The following is a 23,380-nucleotide window of genomic DNA, read 5'->3' on the forward strand; positions in this document are numbered from 1 at the left end:
GCACATGCCGGCAAGCGACCGCAGCGTGCGGCGTGGGGAAGCCGCAGCGAGCCTTACGACTGGGGGTTGCCGCGAACCGTTGGCAAACTCCAGACGGAACAGAGGCCGCTCGCGGCCCTCCTCACAGTCACGCTTCTGGCCATCAATCCGCTGCCAGCTTCATGCGCAGGCAAAGGCACGACTCTGTCGAAGGCGCTATCGACCGGCGTGCTCGCGATGGCAGAGTCCTACATCGCGCCAAAGCGGCGGCCGGATCGATTTCCGGCCGCCTCGTCACATGTGGCATCCATCAGCTGGCTCGCGCCCGCAGATGGAGGACGCGATTTCAGGCGCGCCCCAAAGTTTGCTCGACCTGCGCCTTCAGCCCCGGATCGATGCCGAGGGCACTCGCGAGCCTGTCGAGATAGTTTCGCTCTGCGGGTGTGTCGACCGCCACCGCCAGAACTGAAGCCGCGTAAGCCTGAAGCCTCAGTTCCGATGAGTTCGCGGCGTTCACGATCTCACGAGGATCCACAGGCGTCGTCAGCTGTTCGGCCAAGGCCCGGCGATCAGCTGAACTCATGCCGAGTTGATCAAGTCGCCCAGCGAAGCGGCGCTGCTCATCCTCGTCAATGACACCGTCGGCCTGCGTCGAGGCGACCATTGCCTTGACGAGCAGGCCGGCGAGAGCATCGGCGCCGCCGCTGGCCTGACCTGGATGAAAGCCGCTGTCGGGCGGTGGCACCATTGCGGCCGCTGCAGCGGTCCCAGGCGCCTTCTGACCGGATTCGGCTCCTTGCTGTGCCTGATATCGTTTGAGCGCCTGGTAGGCGAGGACACCTATCACCGCCATACCGCCATAGCGGGCTAGATTGTTCACCCCTGCGCCTTGCGGCATTTCAGCCTGCTGCTGGTGCGAGCCCGGAGATGACCGTGGCTCTGCTGGTATCCGCTCGCCGCCACGTGTGCCCAGGTCAGGTCCACCGGTGCTGTCAGTAGCGCCGCCGAGGATGCTGCCCAGAATATCGCCAAGCCCACCAGAGCCTCCAGGCGCTGCGCGGCTGGTCGCGGTGTCACGACCACCGGCCGCACCGCCAAGAAGGCTTCCCAGAATGTCGCCGAGGTTGCCAGGGCCGCCCGCCGCCGCCTTGGCGGGACTTGCCCCTGCATCCTTCTCGCGGAGTCCGTTTCCGCGGAGGGCTGCTTCAAGCATTTGCTCAAGCACTGATTGGTTGCTGGCCATCGAAGTCTGCTCCCTTGATGTCGTTTCTGTCACGTCATGCGGTAAGCTTTAGCGCTTTCGAGATCTCTTCCAGGGTCGCCTTCTCGGCATCGCTCACCTGGACGCCGCCGAAGCCCAAGAAGCCGCCTTCACTTGAGGCATCGGCCACACGCTCGCTGATCTGACGAAGCCAACCCTTGAATCCAGCGGTGTCATCCGGCGCCTTTGTGTCAACGAGCGCGGCACTTTGAGCGAGCGTGGCAAGGATAATGCCCTTCATCTCGGATGCCTCTTTTCCCGCGAGCTTGCTCTGGACCGTGCTGCGTGCCGCTGAGCGTCCATCGGAGGTCTCAAAGTCGGACACGACCGCTTTGATCAAGCCGTTCGCCTTCGGATCGGACTTGGCCGCGACGAGTGCACTGCCGCTCGCCAAGCCTTCCTTGGTCAAGCCGATCAAACCGCTTGGATCTGAGAGCGTGACGGCCATTCCGGCCATCATCACGCTGCCGAGCACCTGGCTCCATTCCTCTGCAGTGAAATTTGCTTTGGTCGCCATAGGCGTTCTCCTTTCTGATCAGAAAGAGACCCAAGGGCACGACGCCAGGCCGCGCCCTCGCCGGGCGCAGTGTGCGCCCCAGAAGGGCCAAAGACCAATAAACTTATCGACCTGCGCATACTTCTTGATCGAACGTGCAAGTTGGGCCCACGCGCGTCTCTGCCTCTTTCTATTTATGCAGGTCAGTCGATCGCCGTCGCCGACAGGATGATCTTGAATGCCGGCAGCCGCCCACCGGCCGAGGGTCAGCGTTCGGGTCTCGATGGACTAGCCCGTAGATTGAACGAAACTTGTCCGCCCGGTGCGGGATCGAAGATGCGAGAAAAACGAGCTCCATAGTTTTACAGCGTCACTGATTTCGTTTATGAATTTTGGGTGGATCGAAGGTCAGTTTTACAGCTAAGGATCTGAAATATAACGGGTAAGCTCAGCTTCCCAAGCTGATCGCGCGGGTTCGATTCCCGCTACCCGCTCCAATTCTTTCAGACATAATTCTTCAGGCGAATCGTTCGCCGGACCGGCTTCCTTGGGGAGACCGGCGGAAGAGGAAGCATATGAGGCGGACTTTCAAATTCGTGCTGTGGGGCGTGGCGCTTCTTCTCGTCGCCGGCCTGGGATTTTTCTTCTTCGTCCTGCCAGGGCAGGTGGAGGCTGCGCTCAACGGCGTCCGGCAGCCCCCGCCCTACACCGCCTCTCAAGCGGCGAGCGAACTGCACGGCGCGATCCAGATCGCCGACCTGCATGCCGACCCCTTGCTGTGGGGGCGCGACCTCCTGAAACGCGGCGCGCGCGGCCATGTCGACATTCCGCGCCTCGACGAAGGCAATGTCGCGCTGCAGGTTTTCTCGGTGGTCACCAAGTCGCCGCAGAATTTGAACATCGAACGCAATGACGACCGCTCGGACGACATCACGCTGCTGGCGATCGGCCAGCGGTGGCCGCTGCGCACCTGGTTCAGCCTCAAGGAGCGCGCGCTCTACCAGGCGGACCGGCTCAGCCGCATGGCGGCGGCGTCGGAAAACAGGTTCGTGCTGATCAAGACCAAACGCGACCTGGCGCGCTTCCTGCAGCGCCGCAAGGCCGAGCCGGGCATTGTCGCCGGTTTGCTCGCCATCGAAGGCGCCCATGTTCTGGAGGGCGACCCGGCCAATGTCGATGTGCTGTTCGATGCCGGATACCGCATGATGTCGGTGGCGCATTTCTTCGATACGGAGATGGGCGGCTCCGCGCACGGTGTCGACAAGGGCGGGCTGACCGACGACGGGCGCGAGATGATCCGCCGCATGGAGGCGAAAAAGATGATCGTCGACCTGTCGCACGGCTCGGCGGCGCAGGTTGCCGACGTGCTGGCGATGGCGACGCGCCCCACCGTCGTTTCGCACACCGGCGTCAAGGGCACCTGCGACAACAACCGCAACCTCAGCGATGAGCAATTGCGCGCCATCGCGGCCAATGGCGGGCTGGTCGGCCTCGGTTTCTGGGAAACCGCGGTGTGCGGCGCCGACGCGGCCGCAATCGCACGGGCGCAACGTTACACGGCCGACCTGATCGGCATCGACCATCTGGCACTGGGCTCGGATTTCGACGGCGCCGTGGAGACGCCGTTCGATGCGAGCGGATTGATTGAGGTGACCGAGGCCATGCTCGCCGCCGGTTTCACCGACGAGGAGATCGGCAAGGCGATGGGCGGCAACCAGATCCGCTTCCTGCTGGAAAACCTGCCGGACTGATCCGCCAGCGCGCGAACGACGGCGCCCGCGCTGGCTTAGAGCCGTTCCGGTTCTTCAGAACCGGTAACCCGTTCTAACTATTTGTTTTGCCGCATTTATGCGGACGCCAAATGACTCCATTTGCAAAATGCTTTAGAAGCGGCCTCAGTCGTTGCCGTAGATGTCGAAGTCGAAATATTTGGCGACGATCTTGCCGTAGGTGCCGTCGGCGACGATGGCGTCGATGGCGCCGTTCAGCTTCTCACGCAGCGCGTCGTCGCCCTTGCGGACCGCGATGCCGGCCTCGGTCTCGGTGCCCTTCACGTCGCCGATCATCTTGCAGCAATCCTTGCCTGCATTCTTCATCCATTCGACCAGAACGAACTTGTCCGAGATCACTGCATCGAGCCGCCCGTTGATCAGATCCTGCACGGCCTCTTCCTGGGTCGGATAGGATTTCACCTCCGCGCCCGCCTTGGCGTAGTGCTCATCGGCGTAGATGCTCTGCGTGGTTCCGGCCTGCGCGCCGACCGTCTTGCCAGCGAGCGCTTCCGGCTCGGTTGCAGTCAGGGCGCTGTCCTTCAGCGCGACCACCGAGAGCGGCGTCGTGTAGTATTTGTTGGTGAAGTCGACCTTTTCCTTGCGCTCCTCGGTGATCGACATCGAGGCGATGATGGCGTCGTACTTGCCTGCCTGAAGCGCGGGGATGATGCCGTCCCAATCCTGGGTCACGAGTTCGCATTCGGCCTTGAGCTGCGCGCACAGCGCGTTGGCGATGTCGATGTCGAAGCCTTCCAGCTTGCCATCGGCGGTTAGGGTGTTGAAGGGCGGATAGGCGCCTTCGGTGCCGATCTTGATCTTCGTCGCCTGCGCGAAGGCCGAGCCCGCGCCAAGGGCCAGAACGGTAGCGGTTACGGCTGCAAGCCGAACGAGTTTCGTGGATATCGACATTGTTCTCTCCCGGGGATGGATTGTTTTGCCGCAGCCAAGCACGGCGGACCTGATTGGGCAAGCGAGCCGGCGAGAATTTCAGCCGGCGGCGCGGAAGTGCTTCGACAGCTTCAGGCCCTGCGCCTGATAGTTGGATTTCAGATCAACGCCGTAGAGTGCCTTCGGGCGGGCCAGCATATGTTCATAGACCAGGCGGCCCACGATCTGGCCGTGTTCGAGAATGAACGGCACTTCATGGCTGCGCACCTCGAGCACCGCGCGGCTGCCGGTACCGCCGGCGGCCGAATGGCCGAAGCCCGGATCGAAGAAACCGGCATAATGAACGCGGAATTCGCCGACCAGCGGGTCGAAGGGCGTCATCTCCGCCGCGTAGAGCGGGGGCACGTGGACGGCCTCGCGCGACACGAGGATGTAGAATTCGTCCGGGTCGAGCACCAGTTCGCCGGCGCCGTGGTTATACAACGGCTCCCAGAAATCGAGCACGTCGTGGGCGGCGCGCTTGTCGACATCGACAAGACCGGTGTGGTGCTTGCCGCGATAACCGACCAGGCTGCCTTTTTCGCCGCCGAGGTCGATGGAAAGCGCGATGCCGCCACCCGAAATGTTCGGCGGCTCGGTCGCGACCAGCATTTCGGCGCGGTGCAGATCCTGCAGTTCGCTCTCGGACAAAAGCGCATTGCCCTTGCGAAACCGTATCTGCGACAGCCGCGAGCCGGTGCGCGCGACGATCGGGAAGGTGCGCGGGCTGACTTCGAGATAGAGCGGCCCGGTGTAGCCTGCGGGGATCTTGTCGAACTCGTGGCCACGGTCGGTCATGACACGGGTGAAGATGTCGAGCCGGCCGGTCGAGCTTTTGGGGTTGGCCGAAGCGGAAATTTCCGCCGGCAGCGCCAGCGTCTCCAGAAGCGGCACGATGTAGACGCAGCCGGTCTCCAGCACGGCGCCATCGCTGAGGTCGATTTCGTGCAGCTTCAGTCGGTCGAGCTTGTCCGCAACCCGCTTGTCCGGCCCGGGCAGGAAACTGGCGCGCACCCGCCACGCCTTCTGCCCGAGGCGCAGGTCGAGGCTCGCCGGCTGGATCTGGTCCGCGTCGAGTGGGCGCACTGAACGAAGCGCGCCGGCGTCGAACAATGCCGCGATCTCGTGGTCGGGAAGAATGCCGGTCGTGCGCAATCGTTGCTCCGCAATTTTGAGCGTGGAGGTTTAATGATGGTCCTGATTGACGCAAGCCGGCGCAAGGTTTATTGGGTCGTTATCCCGTGGTGATTTGGCCGGTCGGCTTGCAGCCACGTTAAATAAATCGCTAAAGGGCCGTTGATGGACCGGTTGCGATTTTTCGCCGCCGGTTTTTTTGTGTTTGAGGAAAAGCGTGATGACGACGACAGGCAAGCGCAGTTGGAAGCCCGCAACCCAGCTGGTGCACTCCGGAACGCTGCGTTCGCAGTTCGGCGAAACGTCGGAGGCGATGTACCTCACGCAGGGATATGTCTACGGCTCGGCCGAGGAAGCCGAGGCGCGCTTCAAGGGCGAAGAGCCCGGCTTCATCTATTCACGCTATTCCAACCCGACCGTCGACATGTTCGAGAAGCGCATGTGCGCACTGGAAGGTGCGGAGGATGCGCGCGCCACAGCCTCGGGCATGGCGGCGGTGACGGCGGCCATCCTGTGCAGCCTGAAGGCCGGCGACCACATCGTTGCGGCGCGCGCGCTATTCGGCTCGTGCCGCTGGGTGGTCGAGACGCTGGCGCCCAAATACGGCATAGAGGCGACGCTGGTCGACGGTACCCAGATCGGGAACTGGGAGAAGGCGATCCGCCCGAACACAAGGCTTTTCTTCCTCGAAAGCCCGACCAACCCGACGCTGGAAGTGATCGACATCGCGGCGGTGGCCAAACTCGCCGATCAAGCAGGCGCGCGGCTGGTCGTCGACAATGTGTTCGCCACGCCCTTGCAGCAGAAGCCGCTCGAACTCGGCGCGCATATCGTCGTCTATTCCGCCACCAAACACATCGACGGCCAGGGCCGCTGCCTCGGCGGCGTCATCCTGTCGGACAAGAAGTGGATCGACGAGAACCTGCACGATTATTTCCGCCACACCGGGCCGAGCCTGTCGCCGTTCAACGCCTGGACGATGCTGAAGGGCCTGGAAACGCTGCCGGTCAGGGTGCGCCAGCAGACGGAAAGTGCTGCCAGGGTCGCAGACTTCCTCGCCGACCATCCGAAGGTCGGGCGCACCATCTATCCCGGCCGCGCCGACCATCCGCAGGCCGACATCGTCAAGCGGCAGATGAGCGGCGGCTCGACGCTGATCTGCTTCGACCTGAAGGCGGGCAAGAAGGCCGCTTTCGCCTTCGAGAATGCGCTTGAGGTGATCCGCATCTCCAACAATCTGGGCGACGCCAAGAGCCTGATCACCCATCCGGCGACGACGACGCACAAGAACCTGACCGACGAGGCTCGCGCCGAACTCGGCATCGACCCGGGCACGCTGCGGCTCTCTGTCGGACTGGAAGACGCCGACGACCTGATTGAGGACATCGACGCGGCATTGAGGGCGGCAGGCTGATTTTTAATGCATGTCGCCCGAAAGTGTCCTCGGTTTCGGGAGAAAACGACATGCACAAACAAGAAGCTACAGCGTGGCCGCCGAGCCCATTCGGCGCGACGGGCTGTAGGCCGCCGGCAAAATCCGCCGGCCGCGCGTCTCTTTCCATCGCGTCCTTGGCCGACGGGCGCGATGTGTCTATTCTGCTTGCGGTTGTCCCGGCAATTTCCTACCAGCGATCGAACGATTCTCCCTGTTGAAATGGAGACTTTCGCATGCGTTACATCCTAACGATCGTTTCCGTTCTTGCGCTCGGAGCCCCGGCCTTCGGCCAGACCGTCGACAGCCAGGGGGCCAGCCGGCTGACCGAAGCCCTTTCGCGCTATGTCACCGCGGACGCCTTCGGCAAGGGCGTGCTGGCAGTCGCCGTCGATGGTGACGCCTACAGGATCACCGTCGACTTTACCGCACTGGCGGCCCTGCTGCCCAAGCAGGATCTCGCGAAATTCGAGATCGGCGCGTATTCCTTCAAAGTGAAGCCGCGCGGCGACGGAAAATGGGATGTCGCCGGCGATCTGATTCCGAACGGATCGTTCGAAGCGAATGGCCCGGACGGACTGCAAAAAATGCAATGGACCGTCGTCGACGGCAAATTCGAAGGTGTCTACGACCCCGAACTGGCGGCGTTTGTCAGCGGGTCGGGCTCGCAGACCGGCCTGACCATGCGGTCGAGCGACCCGAAAAGCCAGATGGACGCCAGCATCGGCGCCGGTACGCTGACCATGGAGGGGACGAAGTCCGCGACGGGCGGCGTTGATTTCACCTCGAAGCAGACAATGAGCGATTTCCTCGAGTCGATCAAAGTTGACGACCCGGAGACCGGGATCAATCTTCCGGTCACGATCAGGGCGCGGGAAGTGTCGCTCGACGCAACCGGCAAAGGGGTGCGCACCAAGCCGTTCCTCGACCTCATCGCATTTGGCGTGGCCAATGGCGAGGAGACCAGGCTGAAGGCCAACCAGGCCGAGCTGAAATCGCTCCTGCGCGCGGCGCTGCCGTTCTGGGACAGGATCGACGGCAGCTACCGATTCAGCGATTTCGCCGCGGAAAGCCAGGTGGGAAGCTTCGGCGCCAAGGAATTCGGCATCACCGTCGGAATGGACGGCATCGGCAAGGACGGCACGCTGAACTACACGTTCAACGTCACAGGGCCTAAGTTGCCCGAGCAGTTGCTGCCCGCCTGGAGCGTGCCCTTGCTGCCCACGGACATCAGCCTCAGCATCGGCGGCGCCAACATCGATCTCGACGCTGTAGCACGCAAGGCGATCGAAGCCTTCGACCTCAATCAGGATCCGCCAATATCGGCCAAAGTCGGTGCGGAGCTTTCCGCCCAGATGATGGCAAATTTGCCGAAAGTGGTCATTTCCCGCAGCATCGTGAGAAACAAGGACAGCGAAATCGGCGTAGAGGGAGAAGTGACGTTTCCCGACGGCAAGCCGGAGGTCAACATGACCATCGACGCCGCCGGATACGACAAGATCGTCGAAGCCTTGCAGGCGGCCGCCGCGACGGACCCGCAAGCCGGCCAGTACCTGCCGGCGATGCTCGCCGTGAAAGGTTTCGCCAAGACGCTGCCTGACGGCCGCGTCCAGTGGGCGATCAACCGCGCAGCCGACGGTTCGGTGAGGGTCAATGGCGTCATGCTGAAGCCGGCCGACCCGCCGACGCCGGAAGCCGACGAACTCCAGGATGGCGGCGTATCCGAGCCCGGACAAGGCGACGGCGGCGCCATCCTCGCGCCACAATAGAGCAGTTCCGGTTCCTTCAGAACCGGTAACTCGCTCTAACTATTTGTTTTGCCGCATCTATGCGGACGCCAAATGATTCCATTTGGCTGCAAAATGCTCTGGGACCGGCTCCCGGCGCCGTCGCTAATACCGGCAGCCCGGCCGCTCCACCGTCAACGCAGCAGCTTCCTGGGAGCAACGGATTTCCATGCCATCGTCATGGCGTGGCGGACGGTTTCCCGGTCGGCGCTGTCGAGCAGCACCCGCGTCCAGCCCTTCAGGCCCCAGGCGCCCTTGACCGGCTCGAACATCCCGCGCGACGTTTCCATCAGAAGCTGCTGCTCGTCGGGCGCGAGCTTCAGCACGGCACGGCCGTCGGCCTCGCGCAGCGTGGCGAAGATTTTCTTGGCGACGCGAAAATCAGTCACGTCGAAATGGCCGCCCTGCCGGCTTTCGGGGAAGCTCAAGGCGAGATCGCGAAACTCTGCTTGCGTCATCATGGCCTTAACCGAAGGTGCGCGCGGCCAGCACGATGCGCGACAGCGCGGTGTAGAGACATAAACTCCCGAAAACGTACGCGATTTCCGGAAACCAGGCGGGAAAAACACAGAAAATCGCAAAAACCGCGATCGTTTCGGAGGCCTCAGTGAGCCCTGTGGTGAAGAACAGCGACTTCGAACCGCGCGCCGCCGTTTGCATTTTCCGCTTCTCGGCCATCACCGCATAAGCGAGGAAACTGGAGCCGTTGACGTAAAAGGAAAACAAAAGGAAGGCCCCCGCGAGGGCGTTGGCCGCCGGATCGGCCAGCACGAAGCCGAGCGGTATCGCGCCGTAGAAGACGAAATCTAGAACGATGTCGAGATAGCCGCCGAGATCCGTCTTGCCGTTTATCCTTGCCACCGCCCCGTCGAGCCCGTCGCCCAGCCGGCTGACCAGCAGGAGGACAAGACCGCTCCAGAACCAGCCGGCGGCGATCGCCAACGCGGCGGCAAGGCCGACGCCGCAGGCTGCAAGGGTCAACGCGTTTGCGCTTATGCCGGCAGCCGCAAGCCTGCCACCCAGCCTGTCGAGAAACGGATCGATACGGTCGCGGGCCCAGCCATCCAGCATGCGAATTCCCCATGTTTCCAGGCCGGATTAAAGCATGTCGCGCAAAAGTTCGCAGCGGTTTTGCGATAACGACATGCGCAAAATCAAAGGCTTAAAGCGCGGAAAGCAAAAATCGCGACGCGCTTTAAGTCATGAAATCAAGTCATGCGGAAATCACAATCGCGCGCGCCAACAGAAGGCAGTTGACCGGGACCGCCTCTGGGTCGAGAATCGAAGTGCAAGTATAGCGAGTCGCCCCATGTATCGCGCCGTGACACGCAAAATCGCCGTAAGGGTCGAGCCCTTCTATCTCGACGATCGCTCCGAGCCGGCCGAAAATCGCTACGTCTGGGCCTATCGGGTCACCATCGACAACCAATCCGACGATTTCGTGCAGCTTCTGTCGCGCTACTGGCATATCACCGACGCTGCGGGCCGTGTAGAGGAAGTGCGCGGCGCGGGCGTGGTCGGCGAGCAGCCGGAACTGAACCCCGGCGACAGCTACCAGTACACGTCGGGGTGTCCGCTGGCGACGCCGTCGGGCATCATGAGTGGCCGCTATACCATGCGCAACGAGCGCGGCGAGACCTTCGACGTCACCATCCCGACATTCTCGCTCGACATCCCCGACCGGACACGGACGGTGAATTAGTTCTCTTCTCCCTGTTCACAGGAGAGGGAAACGTTCACTCCACCGCCGCGAATTCCGCCGGATTGAATTCGTAGGCCTTCGAGCAGAACTCGCAATTGACCATGATGGCGCCGTTTTCGGTGCTTTCGACGATCTCCTCTGCGGAAAAGCCGTCAAGGATGCCGCGGATCTTTTCGCGCGAGCAGGAGCACTGGTCGACGACATGCGCGCCTTCGAAGACACGCACGCCGTGTTCGTGAAACAGGCGGTAAAGCAAGCGCTCGGCGCCGACGGTCGGATCGATCAGTTCCGAAGGCTCGATGGTCGCGAGCAGCGCCTGCACTTCCTGCCAGCTGCCGTCGGTCGGGTCGTGATCCCTGCCCTGGTCGCCGTCGCCGCCTGGCAGGTCGGGCAGCCGCAGCCGCTCCGGCGCCTCGGGAAGGAACTGCGTCAGGATGCCGCCTGCACGCCAATGCTCCTTGCTGCCGCCCTCGCCCGGCACCAGCATTTTGGCGACCGCGAGCCGTACGTCGGTCGGAATCTGTTCCGACTGGCGGAAATATATACGGGCGACTTCCTCCATGGAGGTGCCGTCGAGTTGAACGATGCCCTGGTAGCGCTGGGTGTGGGCGCCCTGGTCGATGGTCAGCGCCAATACGCCCTTGCCAAGCAGCTTTTCGGGCGACACGGCGTCGGCGGCGATTGCAGCGGCCAGCCGCTCCTCGTCGAAGCGCGCATAGGCGCGCACCGCCTTCGGCGTCGAGAAATCGGCGACCAGCATGTCAACCGGCCCGTCCGAACGGGTCTGCAGGATGAACTTGCCTTCGAATTTGAGCGAGGTGCCAAGAAGCACCGTCAGCACGATCGCCTCAGCAAGCAGCCGTGCCACCGGCTCGGGATATTCGTGGCGGCCAAGAATCTGGTCGAGCAACTGCCCGAGTTGGACGCTCCTGCCGCGCATATCGAGCGGCGCCACCGAGAAAGGCACGACGTGGTCGTCGCCGGCAAAGCCGAATTCGCCAAGTTTGCGTTCTGTTTCAGCCAATGGATCAGTCCTCGCGCCCCGCCTCAGGATGCGTCCCAAAACGCGCGTGTCAAATGGAGATTACGGTGATGCCGTGAGATAGGGATACGGGCCGCGCCGATCAAGCCCGGTTCGTACCGCGGTGGCCATGCTTTCAGCCGGACGCTGCTCTAGGCGCCAGCAGGGCCTCTCCGTCAGGCGCCGAGACACCAGGCAAGCACCGCCTTCTGCGCATGCAGCCGGTTTTCCGCCTCGTCGAACACCACCGAATTGGGGCCGTCGATCACCTCGTCGGTGACTTCTTCGCCGCGATGCGCCGGCAGGCAATGCATGAACAGCGCGTCAGGCTTGGCGTACTTCATCAGCGCCGCATTGACCTGGTAGGGCAGGAAGACATTGTGGCCGCGGGCGCGGTGTTCCTGGCCCATCGACACCCAGCAGTCGGTGACCACGCAGTCGGCGCCGGTGACGGCCTCCTCGGCCGAGCGGGTGAACGAAATGGCGCCGCCGTTCCGCTTCGACCAGTCGATGAATTTTTCGGCCGGTTCGCTGCCCTCGGGCACTGCCACGTTGAGATTGAAGGAAAAGCGCGCGGAAGCCTCCAGCAGCGAATGCAGCACGTTGTTGCCGTCGCCGGTCCAGGCGAAGGTCTTGCCCTTCACCGGCCCGCGATGTTCCTCGTAGGTCATCACGTCGGCCATCAGCTGGCAGGGATGCGTGTCGTCGGTGAGCCCGTTGATCACCGGCACAGTGGCGTGTTCGGTCAGTTCCAGCAGCCGCTCATGCGCGGTGGTGCGGATCATGATCGCGTCGACATAGCGCGACAGCACCTTGGCGGTGTCGGCGATGGATTCCGAACGGCCGAGCTGCATTTCAGTGCCGGTCAGCATGATGGTCTCTCCACCGAGCTGGCGCATGCCGACATCGAAGGAGATGCGGGTGCGCGTCGACGGCTTGTCGAAGATCATCGCCAGGACCTTGCCGTCGAGCGGTTGGCTTCTTTCGCCCGCCTTGAGCCTGCCCTTGCGGGCGACCGCATCGTCGAGCATGGCGCGCAGGTCGGTGGCCGAGACCTTGGAGAGATCGGTAAAATGCCTGGGTCTGCTCATGCGCTCTGCTTCCGTTCCGTGGCGGACGGAGCATGCGACAGGCTGGCCGCTCCCGCACGGATGCGGTCGAGGCCGATGCGGATATCCTCATCGGTGACAGTCAGCGGCGGCAGCAGGCGGATCACATTGTCGCCAGCCGGCACGGCAAGCAGTTCTTCGCCGCGCAGCGCCGCGTTCACCTTGGCGTTCGGTTGCTTGCATTTGAGGCCGAGCATCAGGCCGATGCCGCGAATATCCTCGACGACATCCGGATAGGCGTCGGCGATCGCAGCGAGACCCTGCTTCATGACCAGCGCCTTGCGGCTGACGTCGTCGAGGAAGCCATCCTCCAGAACGACATCCAGCACGGCGTTGCCGACAGCCATGGCGAGCGGATTGCCGCCGAAGGTGGTACCGTGAACGCCGGCGGTCATGCCGATGGCCGCCTCGTCGGTCGACAGGCAGGCGCCCATCGGGAAGCCGCCGCCGATACCTTTTGCGATGGCCATCAGGTCAGGGGTAACGCCCGACCATTCATGCGCGAAAAGCTTGCCGGTACGGCCGATGCCGCACTGCACCTCATCGAAGATCAACAGCAGGCCGTGCTTGTCGCACAACTCGCGCAGGCGCTTCAGGGATGCGGCCGGGAACTGGCGGATGCCGCCCTCGCCCTGCACGGGTTCGAGCAGGATCGCTGCAGTCTCGGGGCCTATCAGCTTTTCGGCGGCGTCAACGTCGTCGAAGGCAACCTGGTCGAAACCGTCGACCTTGGGGCCGAAGCCTTCGAGATATTTCTGCTGGCCGCCGGCGGCGATCGTCGCCAGCGTGCGGCCGTGGAAGGCTCCCTCGAAGGTGATGGTCCGGTAGCGCTCCGGATTGCCGTTGACGAAATGATAGCGGCGCGCCGTCTTGATCGCGCATTCCAGCGCCTCGGCGCCCGAATTGGTGAAGAACACCTTGTCGGCGAAGGTGGCGGCAACCAGGCGCTCGCCGAGGCGACGCTGGCCGGGAATCTCATAGAGATTGGAAACATGCCAGAGCTTGGCGGCCTGCTCGGTGATCGCGGCAACGAGGTGCGGGTGGCCGTGGCCAAGCGAATTGACGGCGATGCCGCCGGCGAAATCAAGATATCGCTTGCCGTCCTCGGTGATCAGCCAGCTGCCTTCGCCGCGGTCGAAGGCCAGGGGCGCGCGGGCAAAGGTCTCGTAAAGCGCCGATCCGCTCATTATATCACTCCGGAAAGAAAGCAGGGACCCGCGACATTCATGCCGCTGATCCCTTCGCCGGCCAAAAAATCAAAAAGCCGCCTCAGCGGCGGCTTTGTGGTTATATCAGTTTTTTTGGCCATGAAGTCAACGAAAACGTCACGCAACGGTAAGCTGCGACGACAAAACCCGACACACCTGGCCGGATACGACGGCAAGTTGTTGAAAACCGAAAAAACCGATTCCTGCCGCGAGGCAGACTCTTGTCACAGAGTCAGCCGATAAGGTAGTTTAAGGGCAACAAAAGACTAGATTTCGTGCGGCGGACCTAATCACAAGCGCATATGTGGTACGTCCCCGGCTACCGCCGGGTCGTGAATGGATTCCGACCGTTGCACGCTGGATCAGGAGCAAGGTCTCATGAACTGGAATGACGAACGCGTCGAACTTCTCAGGAAACTCTGGGCTGAGGGTTTGTCGGCGAGCCAGATCGCGGCGCAGCTCGGCGGCGTCAGCCGCAATGCGGTCATCGGCAAGGTTCATCGGCTGAAGCTTTCGAGCCGTGGCAGGGCAACCGCCGCACCGACGCGGCAAAAGAAGACCTCGCAGGCATCGACCGCCACCAAGTCGGTGACGCGCAGCTCGACATCGGTTCGCTCGATGCCGGTTTCGGTCGGCGCCACCGCGCTTCAGCAGCAGTTCGATGCCGAGCCCGTCGCCCGCCACTATATCCGTCCGGTCGAGAACGTGGTGGTGCCGATCTCGCGGCGGCTGCAGCTGGTGCAGCTCAGCGAGCGCACCTGCAAATGGCCGAACGGCGACCCGCTGTCGGAGGATTTCAGCTTCTGCGGCAACGAGTCCGCCGAAACCGGACCTTATTGCGGCTATCATTCAAAGATTGCGTTCCAGCCGGCTTCGGAGCGCCGGCGGAACCGCTGACACCCGCCATCCTCCCTGGGCGGGTACCTTCGGCTGGCGCATTATAGCCAGCCGTTTTTTCTGAACCGCCAGTAGAGGAACGCGCAGGTGGACACGATAAACATCAGCACCGTCTGATAGCCAAACGTCATCCTCAATTCGGGCATGTTGTCGAAATTCATGCCGTATATGCCGGCAACGGCGGTCGGCACGGCAAGGATGGCGGCCCAGGAGGCGAGCTTCTTGGCGATCGCCGTTTCCTGACTCTGGCCAACCAGCAGGCTCGCCTCGAAGGCAAACGCCAGAACCTCGCGCAGATTGTCGATCTTTTCCTGCACTGTGCGGATGTGGTCGGTGACATCGCGAAACAGCGGGTGCATGGCGGAGCGGATCTGCGGCAGATCGGCGCTGGTCAACCGGCGGCAGACCTCGACCAGCGGGCCCGCGGCATTGCGCAGGCGCAGGAGATCGCGGCGCAACATATAGAGCCGCTCGATGTCGGCGGCCGTCATCGGCTTGACCAGGACGCGGTCCTCGATCTCGTCGACCTCCGCCTCGATCTGCTCCAGCACCGGCATGTAGTTGTCGACGATGAAATCGAGGATGGCATAGAGAATGAAATCCTCGCCCTTCGACAGGGCCGACGGGCAGCTTTCCCAATGTTGGCGCACCGACGTATAGGACGTCGAAGGTCCGTGGCGGACGCTGACGATGTAGCCCGAGCCGACGAACAGATGCGTCTCTCCGAAGGTGACGCGGCCCTCGAACAACTGCGCGGTGCGGGCGACGATGAACAGGGCGTCGCCATATTGCTCGACCTTCGGCCGCTGGTGCGGATGCTCGGCATCCTCGATGGCTAGATCGTGCAGGTGGAACTGGCGCTGCACACGCAGCAGGAGATCGCGGTCGGGTTCGAGCAGGCCGATCCAGACGAAATGGCCCTCCTTCGCCGCCCACTCGCCCGCTTCGTCCACCGGTATGTCGGCAACGCGGTGTCCGGCCGCATAGACGCTCGACGCGACGATGCCGGCTTCGGGTGCGCCGGATGCCTTGATATTGCGCGGCAGTTCCATTTCAGCCTCCCGAAGGCGCTCACCTTCGCTCGGAACCCTACTCCCCCCACCCTAGCGCATTCCCGGTCGACCTTCGAGCCCGTTACTTCAGCCGGCGGATTCCGCCTTCACGACCACGCGGTGGCTCTTGTCTTCCTTGGGCCGGTCGGGCGGCATCTGCTCGCCGGTCACGACGTAATAGACGGTTTCGGCGATGTTCGTGGCGTGGTCGCCGATGCGTTCGATGTTCTTGGCGCAAAACAGAAGATGCGTGCAGGCGGTGATGTTGCGCGGATCCTCCATCATGTAGGTCAGGAGTTCGCGAAACAGCGACGTGTACATGGCGTCGATCTGGTCGTCGCGGTCGCGCACGAAGCCGAGGCGCTCGACCGAACGCGACGCATAGGCGTCGAGCACGTCCTTGAGCTGGGTCAGCGCAAGTTCGGCCAGCGCCTGCAGGCCACGGAACAGGCTGAACGGATGGCGGGCGTTGCTGACGGCCACCACCCGCTTGGCGATGTTCTTGCCGAGATCGCCGACCCGTTCGAGATCGGAGGAAATGCGGATCGCGCCGATAATCTCGCGCAAATCGTCGGCGACCGGCTGGCGCTTGGCGATGACGATGATCGCCTTGTCGTCGATCTCGCGCTGGCCTTCATCGAGAAAGGCGTCGTCGTCGATCACCTTGCGGGCGAGGCCGGCATCGGCATTGACGAGCGCCGAAACGGCCTGGTCGACCATGCGCTCGGCACGACCGCCCATGCCGGCAATGCGGTTGGCGAGAAACTTCAGTTCCTCATCGAAAGAGCGCGACGTGTGCTGCGACTGCATGCTGTTTCCGTCTTCCTCCCGGCCGCGACTCCCTCGCGGCCGTTTCATCCTCCATAAGCTAGTCGGATGACGGAAAAAAGAAACCGGCAAGGCCGCATGCCTTCAATTCCGCCGGTTCACGCGATAGCTTGACCTTTTGCCGGCTGAACACATGCGGCCCAGGCGTTGCTCCTTGTGTGTTCGGACTTCGCAGGCGTCTCGGGACGACTTTTTTCAAACAGGCGGACCAGCCAGTGCAGGCCCTGCCATTCCGGACCATCTAGCGGATCGGCAAGCGGGTGCTTGCGCCGCAGCCTGTTGCTCTCCACCAGTTCGTCGATCAGAACGCTGAATTCGAACATTGGATTTCTCCTCTTTAGTCAAAGCTTGAGCGCAACCGGCGGATGGAGCCGCCGAGCGATTCCGCTCAAACAGAATGAATCGATTCAATCAAACGACATGATTGCCTTGAACCGATTCAAAATTTATATCAATCGCGGGGAAAGTCAAGCGAAATTGAACCGATCCAATCATGGTGCTATGGAGACCATTGAAGAGCATCTGCGCAGGAGGCGAATTGTCGAACAAAGCGATCAGGCTGGCCGATGTCGCCAAAGCAGCGGGGGTCTCGCAAGGGACGGCGTCGAACGTTTTCAGCCGGCCGCAAATCGTCCGCGAGGAGGTGCGCGAGCGCGTCCGCGCGGTGGCAAAGGAGATGGGCTACAACGGCCCCGACCCGAGAGGCCGGATGCTGCGCGCCGGCAAGGTCAACGCCATCGGCGTCGTTACTTCGGAGCCGCTCTCCTATTTCTTCAACGACCCTTACGCCCGCGTGCTGATGGAGGGCATCACCGAAGCCTGCGACGCCGGCGGCGCTGGCATTTCGCTGGTGTCGTCGCAGAACCGCGAGGAACTGGCCTGGAATATCAACAGCGCGCTGGTCGACGGCTTCGTGCTGTTTTGCCTGGAGGGCGACAGCCGGCTGATCGAACTGACGCGCGAGCGGACGCTGCCCTTCGTTGCGCTAGCGCTCGGCTTCGAGGATCAGTCCATCCCGGCCATCGGCGTCGACAATATCGCCGGCGCCAGGATGATGGCCCGCCATGTCGCGGAACTCGGCCATCGCCGCGTCGCCATCCTCTCGCTGCCTTTCGCCGACGACCGCTTTGGCCCCGCCTCCATGGATGACGTCCACGCGGCGATCTATGCCACCTCGAGCGACCGCATCGCCGGTTATTTCGAGGGCCTCGCGGAATTCGGCATCGACACCGCGAAGGTGCCTGTCTTCGAAACGCAGAATGACGGGCAAACTACCCGCGCCGGACTGGAGTATCTGTTCAGCCAGGCCGAACCGCCAACGGCGATCCTTGCGATGTCCGACCGCATCGCGCTCGACGCACTGGACTGGCTGCGCCAGCGCGGCATCAAGGTGCCGCTGGACGTTTCGGTGGCGGGCTTCGACGGCGTGCCGGAAGCCGCCCTTTCCAGCCCGCCGCTGACGACGGTGGCGCAGCCAATTGCCGAAATCGGCCGCCGCGCGGTGAAGGCGATCCTCGATGGCGCATCGCCGGGATATCGCGAGATGCTCGACCTTGAGCTTGTCGTGCGCGGCTCGACCGCAACGCCGAAAAACTAGGTTCCGCCAGTCATGCCGTCTGGAGGTCGAGCCCTTGGGCGCGCAGGCGCGTGACGTCCCGTACAGGCGGCGCGCCGAACAGGCGTCGGTATTCGCGGGTGAATTGCGACGGACTTTCATAGCCCACCTCGTAGCCCGCCGCCGCGGCGTCGAACGCGCCGCCAACCATCAGGCGGCGCGCTTCCTGCAGGCGGACCTGCTTCTGGTATTGCAGCGGGCTCATCGCCGTGACTTCCCGGAAATAGTGATGGAACGCCGACGGGCTCATGCGTGCTTCGTTCGCCACCACCTCGATGCTGAAAGGCTGGGCATAGTGCTCCTTGATCCAGGCGATCGCCCGCCCGATCTGATGGATCTTGCTGCCGGCGGTGGCGATGTGCCTGACCGCCCCGCTCTGCTCTCCAGCGAGCAGCCGGTAATAGATCTCGCGCAGCAGCAGCGGCGCCAGAAACGGAATGTGCTCCGGCTCGTCCAGCAGGCGTACAAGCCGGATCGCCGCGCCGGCCAGGTCGGATGACATGTCGCTGATGAACAGACCGCGCTCGACGCTTCCCTTGGCGATCGCCGAGGCGCCTTTCTCCGTCAGCACTGACGCCAGCATCGCGGCGTCGAGGTCGATGCGGACACAGAGATACGGCAGTTCCGGAGAAGCCTTGGTCACCTGCCCTGAAAGCGGCAGGTCAACAGACACGACAAGGTATTTCGCCGGATTGTAGCAATAGCGGAGATCGGCCAGAGCGACCTCCTTCTCTCCTTGGGCGATTATACAAACCGCCGGATGATGCAGTATCTGCAATGGCTCGGTCGGCTGGCTCTGCCTGATCAGGCCGAGGCCCGGAATCGCAGTCTCGTGCACACCATCACCCGGAGTGTGGCGCATCGTCACCTCGGCTAGCAATCCCATATTTTGCTCGGTCTTCAGCATGGAGCTTGCTTTTCACGAAATTCCGCCGTGCACAAGGGATAGATCGTCAGGCAAGACGCATTTCTGGAGGATCAGGCAATCTTTGCGGAGGATCGGTCTACTGCCTGATCCTCCAGAACACATAGTTTCCGTCGTGTCAGAAATTTCCAAACCACAGGAGACGGAAATGTCAGCCATCGAAAACAAGGTCGTTCTGGTCACCGGCGCCTCGAGTGGCATCGGCGAAGCGATCGCCGGTGAACTTGCAGGCGCCGGCGCCATCGTTTTTGCCGGAGCCCGCCGCACCGACCGCTTGGAACGACTGGCCGAAGAGATCGCCGCCAAGGGTGGAACGGTACGCGTATCGGCTCTCGACGTTACATCGCGGGAAGCGGTCGCGGCATTCGCCGACCGGGCGCGAAAGGAGTTCGGCCGCATCGACGCCATTGTCAACAATGCGGGCGTCATGCCGCTGTCGCCGCTCAATGCCCTCAAGGTCGACGAGTGGAACCAGATGATCGACGTGAACATTCGCGGCGTGCTGCATGGCATCGCGGCTGTGTTGCCGACAATGGAAGAACAGGGCGAAGGACACATCATCAACGTCGCATCGATTGGAGCGCACCACGTTTCTCCGACGGCTGCGGTTTATTGCGCAACCAAATACGCGGTTTGGGCAATTTCCGACGGGTTGCGTCAGGAAACCGAGCGGCTACGCGTCACCGTCATCTCGCCGGGAGTGGTCACATCCGAACTGGCCGAAACGATCTCCGACGACACGGCACGCGCGGCGATGCGCGATTTCCGCAAGACGGCAATCGAGCCGGACGCAATTGCGCGCGCCGTGCGTTTCGCCATGGAGCAGCCAAGCGATGTCGATGTCAGCGAAATGATCGTGCGTCCCGTCGCCAGCCCCCACTGAGTCAGCGCAAGGAGAGATGATGATGAGATACACAGAAACGCGCGGCCTCGCGGGCGCGATCGCCGCCGCGATGGTGATCTTCGGCCCGGTTGCGTCAGATCAGGGCCGTTCGCAAGCAACCGGGATATCCACGCCGAAACCGGAGAACAGCATGAAGAACCATCCTTATGTCGGCATGTGGGTGACTGCCGATGGTCATGTCCGCCAGGAACTGCTGGCGAACGGCCGTTACGATGAAGCGCGTGGCGCACGCAAAAGCGCCTACCAGGGGCGCTACCAGGTTACCGGCAGCCATATCGACTATTGGGACGACACCGGCTTCACCGCCGACGGAACATTCGTCGACGGCGTGCTCTATCACGGCGGCATGGTTTTCTATCGGGAACGATAGCCTGCATACCATCAGGCGCGGCGACGCTATCCCTGCCGCCGCGCTTCAAGTCTTCGCCACCGGCAGGTGGACCGTGAAGGTCGCCCCCTCGCCCACCTTCGATTTGATCGACAGACGCGCATTGTGGCGGGTGAGGATGTGCTTGACGATGGCGAGGCCGAGGCCGGTGCCCTTCTGGGCCCGGCTGGTATCGACATCCACGCGGTAGAAACGTTCGGTGATGCGGGGAATGTGCTCCTCGGCGATGCCGGGGCCGAAATCCCGGAACGACACTGCGACTTCGGGATCCGGCCCCGCGCGCGACGGCTCGATGGAAACCACCACCTTGCCGCCGGACTGGCCATATTTGCAGGCATTTTCCAGAAGGTTTTCGAAGACCTGGAAAAGCTCGTCGCGGCTGCCGGGAACTTCGACGGGACCTTCCGGCAATTCCCTTACGATGACGACGCCGGACTCGCTCGCCAGCGGGGTCAGCGTGCCGATGACGCTTTCGACGGTTTCGCGCACGTCGACCTTGCTGCCTGGTCCCAGATAAGGCTTCATCTCAAGCCGCGACAGCGACAGGAGGTCGTCGATCAGTCGCGCCATGCGGCCGGTCTGGTTCTGCATGATCTGCAGGAAATTCTCGCGCGCGCCGGCATCGTTTTTCGCCGGGCCGCGCAGCGTCTCGATGAAACCGGCGATCGAGGCAAGCGGCGTGCGCAATTCATGGCTGGCGTTGGCGATGAAATCGGCGCGCATGCGGTCGATGCGGCGGGCTTCGCTCTGATCTTTGAAGATGATCACGAACAGCCCGGTGTCGCTGCCGACCGGCGTCGCCTCGACGCGGAAGACGCGCTCCACCGGCACCCGCTCGGCATAGTCGATGGCGCCGGGGATGCCGGTCGCCAGCACGCGCTGGATAAGCTGCTGCATTTCCGGGGCACGGAATTTCATTTGCAGCGGCATGCCTTGCCCGACTCCGCCGAAGGACACCGCAGCAGCGGCATTGGCGTGCACCACCACGCCCCTTGCGTCGAAGACGAAGAGCGGGTCGGGCACCGCAGCGGCAAGGTCGGCGACCGGCAGCGTGTCGAGCACGGTTTGCCCATTGGCGGCCGCCTGATCGGCACGGCGCTGACCGACAGTGCGGCGCGGCGCCAGCGCGGCCACCGCGATGACCAAGGCCACCGCGAGCCAGACCGCCCAGGACGGCGGATCACCCGCCATACCGAGAGCCACGAGTGCTGCGACCGAAACGATCAGCGTCCAGCGGGCTTCGGAGAGCCGTTCGGCGACGACCGCCGTGGCGCGCCTTGGGTGGCCGTTTCTGGCTTCCTCGTCCATCAGCATTCCCGCCGCCAGCGGTCCGATTCCGACATTTTGCATCGCTCCACCAGGGCGATAACCCTATCTGCAACTTCCGGCTGGACCGGCTCAGAGCCACCCAATAGCATGCTGTTTCCCAAGGGAAAGGCATGTGGCGATGAAAAATGAAAAAGCGGCGGGCGGCGCGGCAGGTTCGTCAGCAGTCAAGATCCGGCTTGGCAAGAAGGAACGCGTGTTCGATATCGACAGTCCGGAGCTGCCGGACTGGATCGACAAGAAGGCGCTGTCTTCCGGCGGCTATCCCTACGACAAGAAGCTCGACAGGGACACCTATGACGAGACGCTGGAAAAGCTGCAGATCGAACTGGTCAAGCTGCAGGCATGGCAGCAGGCGACCGGCGAGCGCGTTCTGGCGATCTTCGAGGGACGGGACGCCGCGGGCAAGGGTGGCGCCATCGACGCGACGCGGGCTTACATGAACCCGCGTACTGCGCGTAACGTCGCCCTGCCGAAACCGACCGAGACCGAACGGGGCCAGTGGTATTTCCAGCGTTATGTCGACCACTTTCCCACAACGGCCGAGTTCGTCACCTTCGATCGTTCCTGGTACAACCGCGCTGGCGTCGAACCCGTAATGGGCTTCTGCACGCCGGAGCAGAATGCGCGCTTCCTCATGGAGGCTGAGCATTTCGAGCGCATGATCGTCAATGACAACATCCGCTTCTTCAAGTTCTGGCTCGATATCGGCCAGGAAATGCAGCTGAAGCGCTTCCACGACCGCCGCCACAGCCTGCTCAAGAACTGGAAGTTCTCGCCGATGGACGTCGCCGGCATGACCAAATGGGACGACTACACGCAACGCCGCGACGAGATGCTGGAGCATACGCACAGCGAGCATGCGCCGTGGATCGTCATCCGCGCCAACGACAAGCGCCGCGCCAGGATCGAACTGGTCCGCCGCATCCTGTCGAGCCTGCCCTACACCGGACGCGACGCCGCCGCGATCGGCAAGCCGGATCCGAAAATCATCGGCGAAGGGCTCGACTATGTGAAGGCCTCATAAGGAAACGGGACGGCTTCGCGCGAAGAGCAGTTCGCGGGAAGCCGTCCGAGAAGCTACTTCTTGGTCAGCCAGGGATAGCGGGCGGTGTCTTCGTCGCCGTAGTCGGGGTCGAGATAGATGAACAGGCGCTGGATCTTAAAATCACGGATTTCGAACACATCACACCAGCGACCGGCGTGAGTGACGCCGGCGCGCCACTCGCGTCCGTTCGTCGTTCGGCCTGAACTGGTGCCTTCCACCACGACCATGTCGCCCTGCTGGACATAGTTGAAATAGGCATAGTCGTGCCTGACCGCCGCGATGATCGCCGCTGTCGAGGCGAACACACTTTTGACCGCTTCCACGCCATCGACGACGCCATACTTCGGAAAGAAAAATTGAACATCATCAGCGAAAAGATCGAAAATATCGTCGCCTCGGTCGAGGCGCTTGAGATACTCCAGGGCCACCGACTTGCGTTGCTCGTCCGTCATCGCCTGCGTTGCTACTGCCATGGCAATTTCCTTAAGCTTGGCCTGTCGTCGGATGCAGGCATCCAACTTTAGCGAACTTTTGCGGGCCGGGTTTTCCTTGATTTCCAAGAGTTCGGC

24 protein-coding genes and 1 riboswitch are annotated in these 23,380 nt (G+C 62.7%); of the genes, 9 read left to right on the plus strand and 15 right to left on the minus strand.

The genetic code is table 11. The features are described 5' to 3' along the window. Window positions 1-325 precede the first annotated feature (325 nt). Both F3H98_RS19475 and F3H98_RS19480 read right to left on the minus strand, forming a co-directional pair. Window positions 326-1,222: a tellurite resistance TerB family protein gene (locus tag F3H98_RS19475; protein ID WP_149762007.1), complete on the minus strand. Its 897-nt coding sequence runs from the start codon at window positions 1,220-1,222 to the stop codon at window positions 326-328. 34 nt (window positions 1,223-1,256) lie between these two features. After that, a complete protein-coding gene (locus F3H98_RS19480) occupies window positions 1,257-1,757 on the minus strand; it encodes a hypothetical protein (RefSeq protein WP_149762008.1) in 501 nt (166 codons plus the stop codon). 554 nt (window positions 1,758-2,311) lie between these two features. Here F3H98_RS19480 and F3H98_RS19485 point away from each other — a divergent pair. After that, window positions 2,312-3,487: a dipeptidase gene (locus F3H98_RS19485; RefSeq protein WP_149762009.1), complete on the plus strand. Its 1,176-nt coding sequence runs from the start codon at window positions 2,312-2,314 to the stop codon at window positions 3,485-3,487. A 144-nt stretch (window positions 3,488-3,631) separates the two neighbouring features. Here F3H98_RS19485 and F3H98_RS19490 read toward each other — a convergent pair whose 3' ends face one another. After that, on the minus strand, window positions 3,632-4,417 hold the full coding sequence (locus F3H98_RS19490) for an ABC transporter substrate-binding protein (protein ID WP_149762010.1): 786 nt from the start codon (window positions 4,415-4,417) through the stop codon (window positions 3,632-3,634). A gap of 78 nt (window positions 4,418-4,495) precedes the next feature. Further along, window positions 4,496-5,590, minus strand: coding sequence for a 2'-deoxycytidine 5'-triphosphate deaminase (locus F3H98_RS19495; protein WP_149762011.1), 1,095 nt, complete (start codon window positions 5,588-5,590; stop codon window positions 4,496-4,498). A 76-nt stretch (window positions 5,591-5,666) separates the two neighbouring features. Next, a riboswitch (SAM riboswitch) is annotated at window positions 5,667-5,744 on the plus strand. Window positions 5,745-5,789: 45 nt separating this feature from the next. On the opposite strand from F3H98_RS19495, the gene F3H98_RS19500 reads away from it, so the two are divergent. Beyond that, window positions 5,790-6,983, plus strand: coding sequence for an O-succinylhomoserine sulfhydrylase (locus F3H98_RS19500; RefSeq protein ID WP_149762012.1), 1,194 nt, complete (start codon window positions 5,790-5,792; stop codon window positions 6,981-6,983). Between the two features lie 254 nt (window positions 6,984-7,237). Beyond that, the gene (locus F3H98_RS19505) at window positions 7,238-8,770 is read left to right on the plus strand and encodes a hypothetical protein (protein WP_149762013.1); all 1,533 of its coding nucleotides are present in this window, start codon (window positions 7,238-7,240) and stop codon (window positions 8,768-8,770) included. Between the two features lie 152 nt (window positions 8,771-8,922). Here F3H98_RS19505 and F3H98_RS19510 read toward each other — a convergent pair whose 3' ends face one another. Beyond that, the gene (locus F3H98_RS19510) at window positions 8,923-9,249 is read right to left on the minus strand and encodes an MmcQ/YjbR family DNA-binding protein (protein ID WP_149762014.1); all 327 of its coding nucleotides are present in this window, start codon (window positions 9,247-9,249) and stop codon (window positions 8,923-8,925) included. Window positions 9,250-9,253: 4 nt separating this feature from the next. Continuing rightward, window positions 9,254-9,859, minus strand: coding sequence for a CDP-alcohol phosphatidyltransferase family protein (locus tag F3H98_RS19515; RefSeq protein WP_149762015.1), 606 nt, complete (start codon window positions 9,857-9,859; stop codon window positions 9,254-9,256). Window positions 9,860-10,097: 238 nt separating this feature from the next. Here F3H98_RS19515 and apaG point away from each other — a divergent pair, with 238 nt between their 5' ends. Beyond that, entirely contained in the window at window positions 10,098-10,490 is a 393-nt protein-coding gene (apaG, locus tag F3H98_RS19520) for a Co2+/Mg2+ efflux protein ApaG (RefSeq protein ID WP_149762016.1), read from the plus strand. A 34-nt stretch (window positions 10,491-10,524) separates the two neighbouring features. Here the strand turns inward: apaG and F3H98_RS19525 are convergent, their stop codons facing one another. From F3H98_RS19525 to F3H98_RS19535, 3 genes are all read right to left on the minus strand, one after another. Then, window positions 10,525-11,514, minus strand: a complete 990-nt coding sequence (locus F3H98_RS19525) for an Hsp33 family molecular chaperone (protein WP_149762017.1) — start codon at window positions 11,512-11,514, stop codon at window positions 10,525-10,527. Window positions 11,515-11,687: 173 nt separating this feature from the next. After that, window positions 11,688-12,602 carry an ornithine carbamoyltransferase gene (argF, locus tag F3H98_RS19530; protein ID WP_149762018.1) on the minus strand — a complete coding sequence of 305 codons (915 nt, stop codon included), beginning with the start codon at window positions 12,600-12,602 and terminating at the stop codon, window positions 11,688-11,690. Beyond that, window positions 12,599-13,807 (minus strand): aspartate aminotransferase family protein, encoded by a 1,209-nt coding sequence (locus F3H98_RS19535; protein WP_149762019.1) that lies wholly within the window; start codon window positions 13,805-13,807, stop codon window positions 12,599-12,601. The genes argF and F3H98_RS19535 overlap by 4 nt, the downstream gene beginning before the upstream one ends. 399 nt (window positions 13,808-14,206) lie before the next feature. Between F3H98_RS19535 and F3H98_RS19540 the strand changes: the two genes are divergently transcribed. After that, window positions 14,207-14,725: a GcrA family cell cycle regulator gene (locus F3H98_RS19540; RefSeq protein WP_149762020.1), complete on the plus strand. Its 519-nt coding sequence runs from the start codon at window positions 14,207-14,209 to the stop codon at window positions 14,723-14,725. Window positions 14,726-14,766: 41 nt separating this feature from the next. On the opposite strand, the gene F3H98_RS19545 is transcribed toward F3H98_RS19540, so the two are convergent. From F3H98_RS19545 to F3H98_RS19555, 3 genes are all read right to left on the minus strand, one after another. Beyond that, window positions 14,767-15,777 (minus strand): magnesium and cobalt transport protein CorA, encoded by a 1,011-nt coding sequence (locus F3H98_RS19545; protein WP_149762021.1) that lies wholly within the window; start codon window positions 15,775-15,777, stop codon window positions 14,767-14,769. A gap of 87 nt (window positions 15,778-15,864) precedes the next feature. Next, entirely contained in the window at window positions 15,865-16,587 is a 723-nt protein-coding gene (phoU, locus tag F3H98_RS19550) for a phosphate signaling complex protein PhoU (RefSeq protein ID WP_149762022.1), read from the minus strand. Between the two features lie 116 nt (window positions 16,588-16,703). Beyond that, a complete protein-coding gene (locus tag F3H98_RS19555; RefSeq protein ID WP_149762023.1) occupies window positions 16,704-16,928 on the minus strand; it encodes a hypothetical protein in 225 nt (74 codons plus the stop codon). A gap of 188 nt (window positions 16,929-17,116) precedes the next feature. On the opposite strand from F3H98_RS19555, the gene F3H98_RS19560 reads away from it, so the two are divergent. Continuing rightward, complete coding sequence (locus F3H98_RS19560; protein WP_244621796.1) at window positions 17,117-18,202, plus strand: LacI family DNA-binding transcriptional regulator; 1,086 nt, start codon at window positions 17,117-17,119, stop codon at window positions 18,200-18,202. A gap of 10 nt (window positions 18,203-18,212) precedes the next feature. Here F3H98_RS19560 and F3H98_RS19565 read toward each other — a convergent pair whose 3' ends face one another. Beyond that, complete coding sequence (locus F3H98_RS19565; protein ID WP_149762025.1) at window positions 18,213-19,127, minus strand: AraC family transcriptional regulator; 915 nt, start codon at window positions 19,125-19,127, stop codon at window positions 18,213-18,215. A gap of 166 nt (window positions 19,128-19,293) precedes the next feature. On the opposite strand from F3H98_RS19565, the gene F3H98_RS19570 reads away from it, so the two are divergent. Next, on the plus strand, window positions 19,294-20,028 hold the full coding sequence (locus F3H98_RS19570; RefSeq protein WP_149762026.1) for an SDR family oxidoreductase: 735 nt from the start codon (window positions 19,294-19,296) through the stop codon (window positions 20,026-20,028). Window positions 20,029-20,050: 22 nt separating this feature from the next. After that, window positions 20,051-20,419, plus strand: a complete 369-nt coding sequence (locus F3H98_RS19575) for an Atu4866 domain-containing protein (protein WP_244621797.1) — start codon at window positions 20,051-20,053, stop codon at window positions 20,417-20,419. A gap of 45 nt (window positions 20,420-20,464) precedes the next feature. On the opposite strand, the gene F3H98_RS19580 is transcribed toward F3H98_RS19575, so the two are convergent. Continuing rightward, complete coding sequence (locus tag F3H98_RS19580) at window positions 20,465-21,745, minus strand: sensor histidine kinase (RefSeq protein WP_149762090.1); 1,281 nt, start codon at window positions 21,743-21,745, stop codon at window positions 20,465-20,467. A gap of 139 nt (window positions 21,746-21,884) precedes the next feature. On the opposite strand from F3H98_RS19580, the gene ppk2 reads away from it, so the two are divergent. After that, complete coding sequence (ppk2, locus tag F3H98_RS19585) at window positions 21,885-22,790, plus strand: polyphosphate kinase 2 (protein ID WP_149762027.1); 906 nt, start codon at window positions 21,885-21,887, stop codon at window positions 22,788-22,790. 53 nt (window positions 22,791-22,843) lie between these two features. Here the strand turns inward: ppk2 and F3H98_RS19590 are convergent, their stop codons facing one another. Continuing rightward, a complete protein-coding gene (locus F3H98_RS19590) occupies window positions 22,844-23,371 on the minus strand; it encodes a nuclear transport factor 2 family protein (protein WP_210249697.1) in 528 nt (175 codons plus the stop codon). Between the last annotated feature and the right edge of the window lie 9 nt (window positions 23,372-23,380).

Origin of the sequence: Neomesorhizobium albiziae, assembly GCF_900114255.1 — a bacterium.
GTDB lineage: Bacteria > Pseudomonadota > Alphaproteobacteria > Rhizobiales > Rhizobiaceae > Neomesorhizobium > Neomesorhizobium albiziae.

Bases quoted from the DNA above. Each gene is read 5' to 3' on its own strand.
- F3H98_RS19515 (WP_149762015.1), bottom strand. From the start codon at position 9,859: ATGCTGGATGGCTGGGCCCGCGACCGTATCGATCCGTTTCTCGACAGG.
- F3H98_RS19540 (WP_149762020.1), top strand. From the start codon at position 14,207: ATGAACTGGAATGACGAACGCGTCGAACTTCTCAGGAAACTCTGGGCT.
- F3H98_RS19505 (WP_149762013.1), top strand. From the start codon at position 7,238: ATGCGTTACATCCTAACGATCGTTTCCGTTCTTGCGCTCGGAGCCCCG.
- F3H98_RS19555 (WP_149762023.1), bottom strand. From the start codon at position 16,928: ATGTTCGAATTCAGCGTTCTGATCGACGAACTGGTGGAGAGCAACAGG.
- F3H98_RS19535 (WP_149762019.1), bottom strand. From the start codon at position 13,807: ATGAGCGGATCGGCGCTTTACGAGACCTTTGCCCGCGCGCCCCTGGCC.
- apaG (WP_149762016.1), top strand. From the start codon at position 10,098: ATGTATCGCGCCGTGACACGCAAAATCGCCGTAAGGGTCGAGCCCTTC.
- F3H98_RS19490 (WP_149762010.1), bottom strand. From the start codon at position 4,417: ATGTCGATATCCACGAAACTCGTTCGGCTTGCAGCCGTAACCGCTACC.
- F3H98_RS19475 (WP_149762007.1), bottom strand. From the start codon at position 1,222: ATGGCCAGCAACCAATCAGTGCTTGAGCAAATGCTTGAAGCAGCCCTC.
- F3H98_RS19500 (WP_149762012.1), top strand. From the start codon at position 5,790: ATGACGACGACAGGCAAGCGCAGTTGGAAGCCCGCAACCCAGCTGGTG.
- F3H98_RS19545 (WP_149762021.1), bottom strand. From the start codon at position 15,777: ATGGAACTGCCGCGCAATATCAAGGCATCCGGCGCACCCGAAGCCGGC.
- F3H98_RS19485 (WP_149762009.1), top strand. From the start codon at position 2,312: ATGAGGCGGACTTTCAAATTCGTGCTGTGGGGCGTGGCGCTTCTTCTC.
- ppk2 (WP_149762027.1), top strand. From the start codon at position 21,885: ATGAAAAATGAAAAAGCGGCGGGCGGCGCGGCAGGTTCGTCAGCAGTC.
- phoU (WP_149762022.1), bottom strand. From the start codon at position 16,587: ATGCAGTCGCAGCACACGTCGCGCTCTTTCGATGAGGAACTGAAGTTT.
- argF (WP_149762018.1), bottom strand. From the start codon at position 12,602: ATGAGCAGACCCAGGCATTTTACCGATCTCTCCAAGGTCTCGGCCACC.
- F3H98_RS19570 (WP_149762026.1), top strand. From the start codon at position 19,294: ATGTCAGCCATCGAAAACAAGGTCGTTCTGGTCACCGGCGCCTCGAGT.
- F3H98_RS19575 (WP_244621797.1), top strand. From the start codon at position 20,051: ATGAGATACACAGAAACGCGCGGCCTCGCGGGCGCGATCGCCGCCGCG.
- F3H98_RS19580 (WP_149762090.1), bottom strand. From the start codon at position 21,745: ATGGACGAGGAAGCCAGAAACGGCCACCCAAGGCGCGCCACGGCGGTC.
- F3H98_RS19565 (WP_149762025.1), bottom strand. From the start codon at position 19,127: ATGCTGAAGACCGAGCAAAATATGGGATTGCTAGCCGAGGTGACGATG.
- F3H98_RS19510 (WP_149762014.1), bottom strand. From the start codon at position 9,249: ATGATGACGCAAGCAGAGTTTCGCGATCTCGCCTTGAGCTTCCCCGAA.
- F3H98_RS19480 (WP_149762008.1), bottom strand. From the start codon at position 1,757: ATGGCGACCAAAGCAAATTTCACTGCAGAGGAATGGAGCCAGGTGCTC.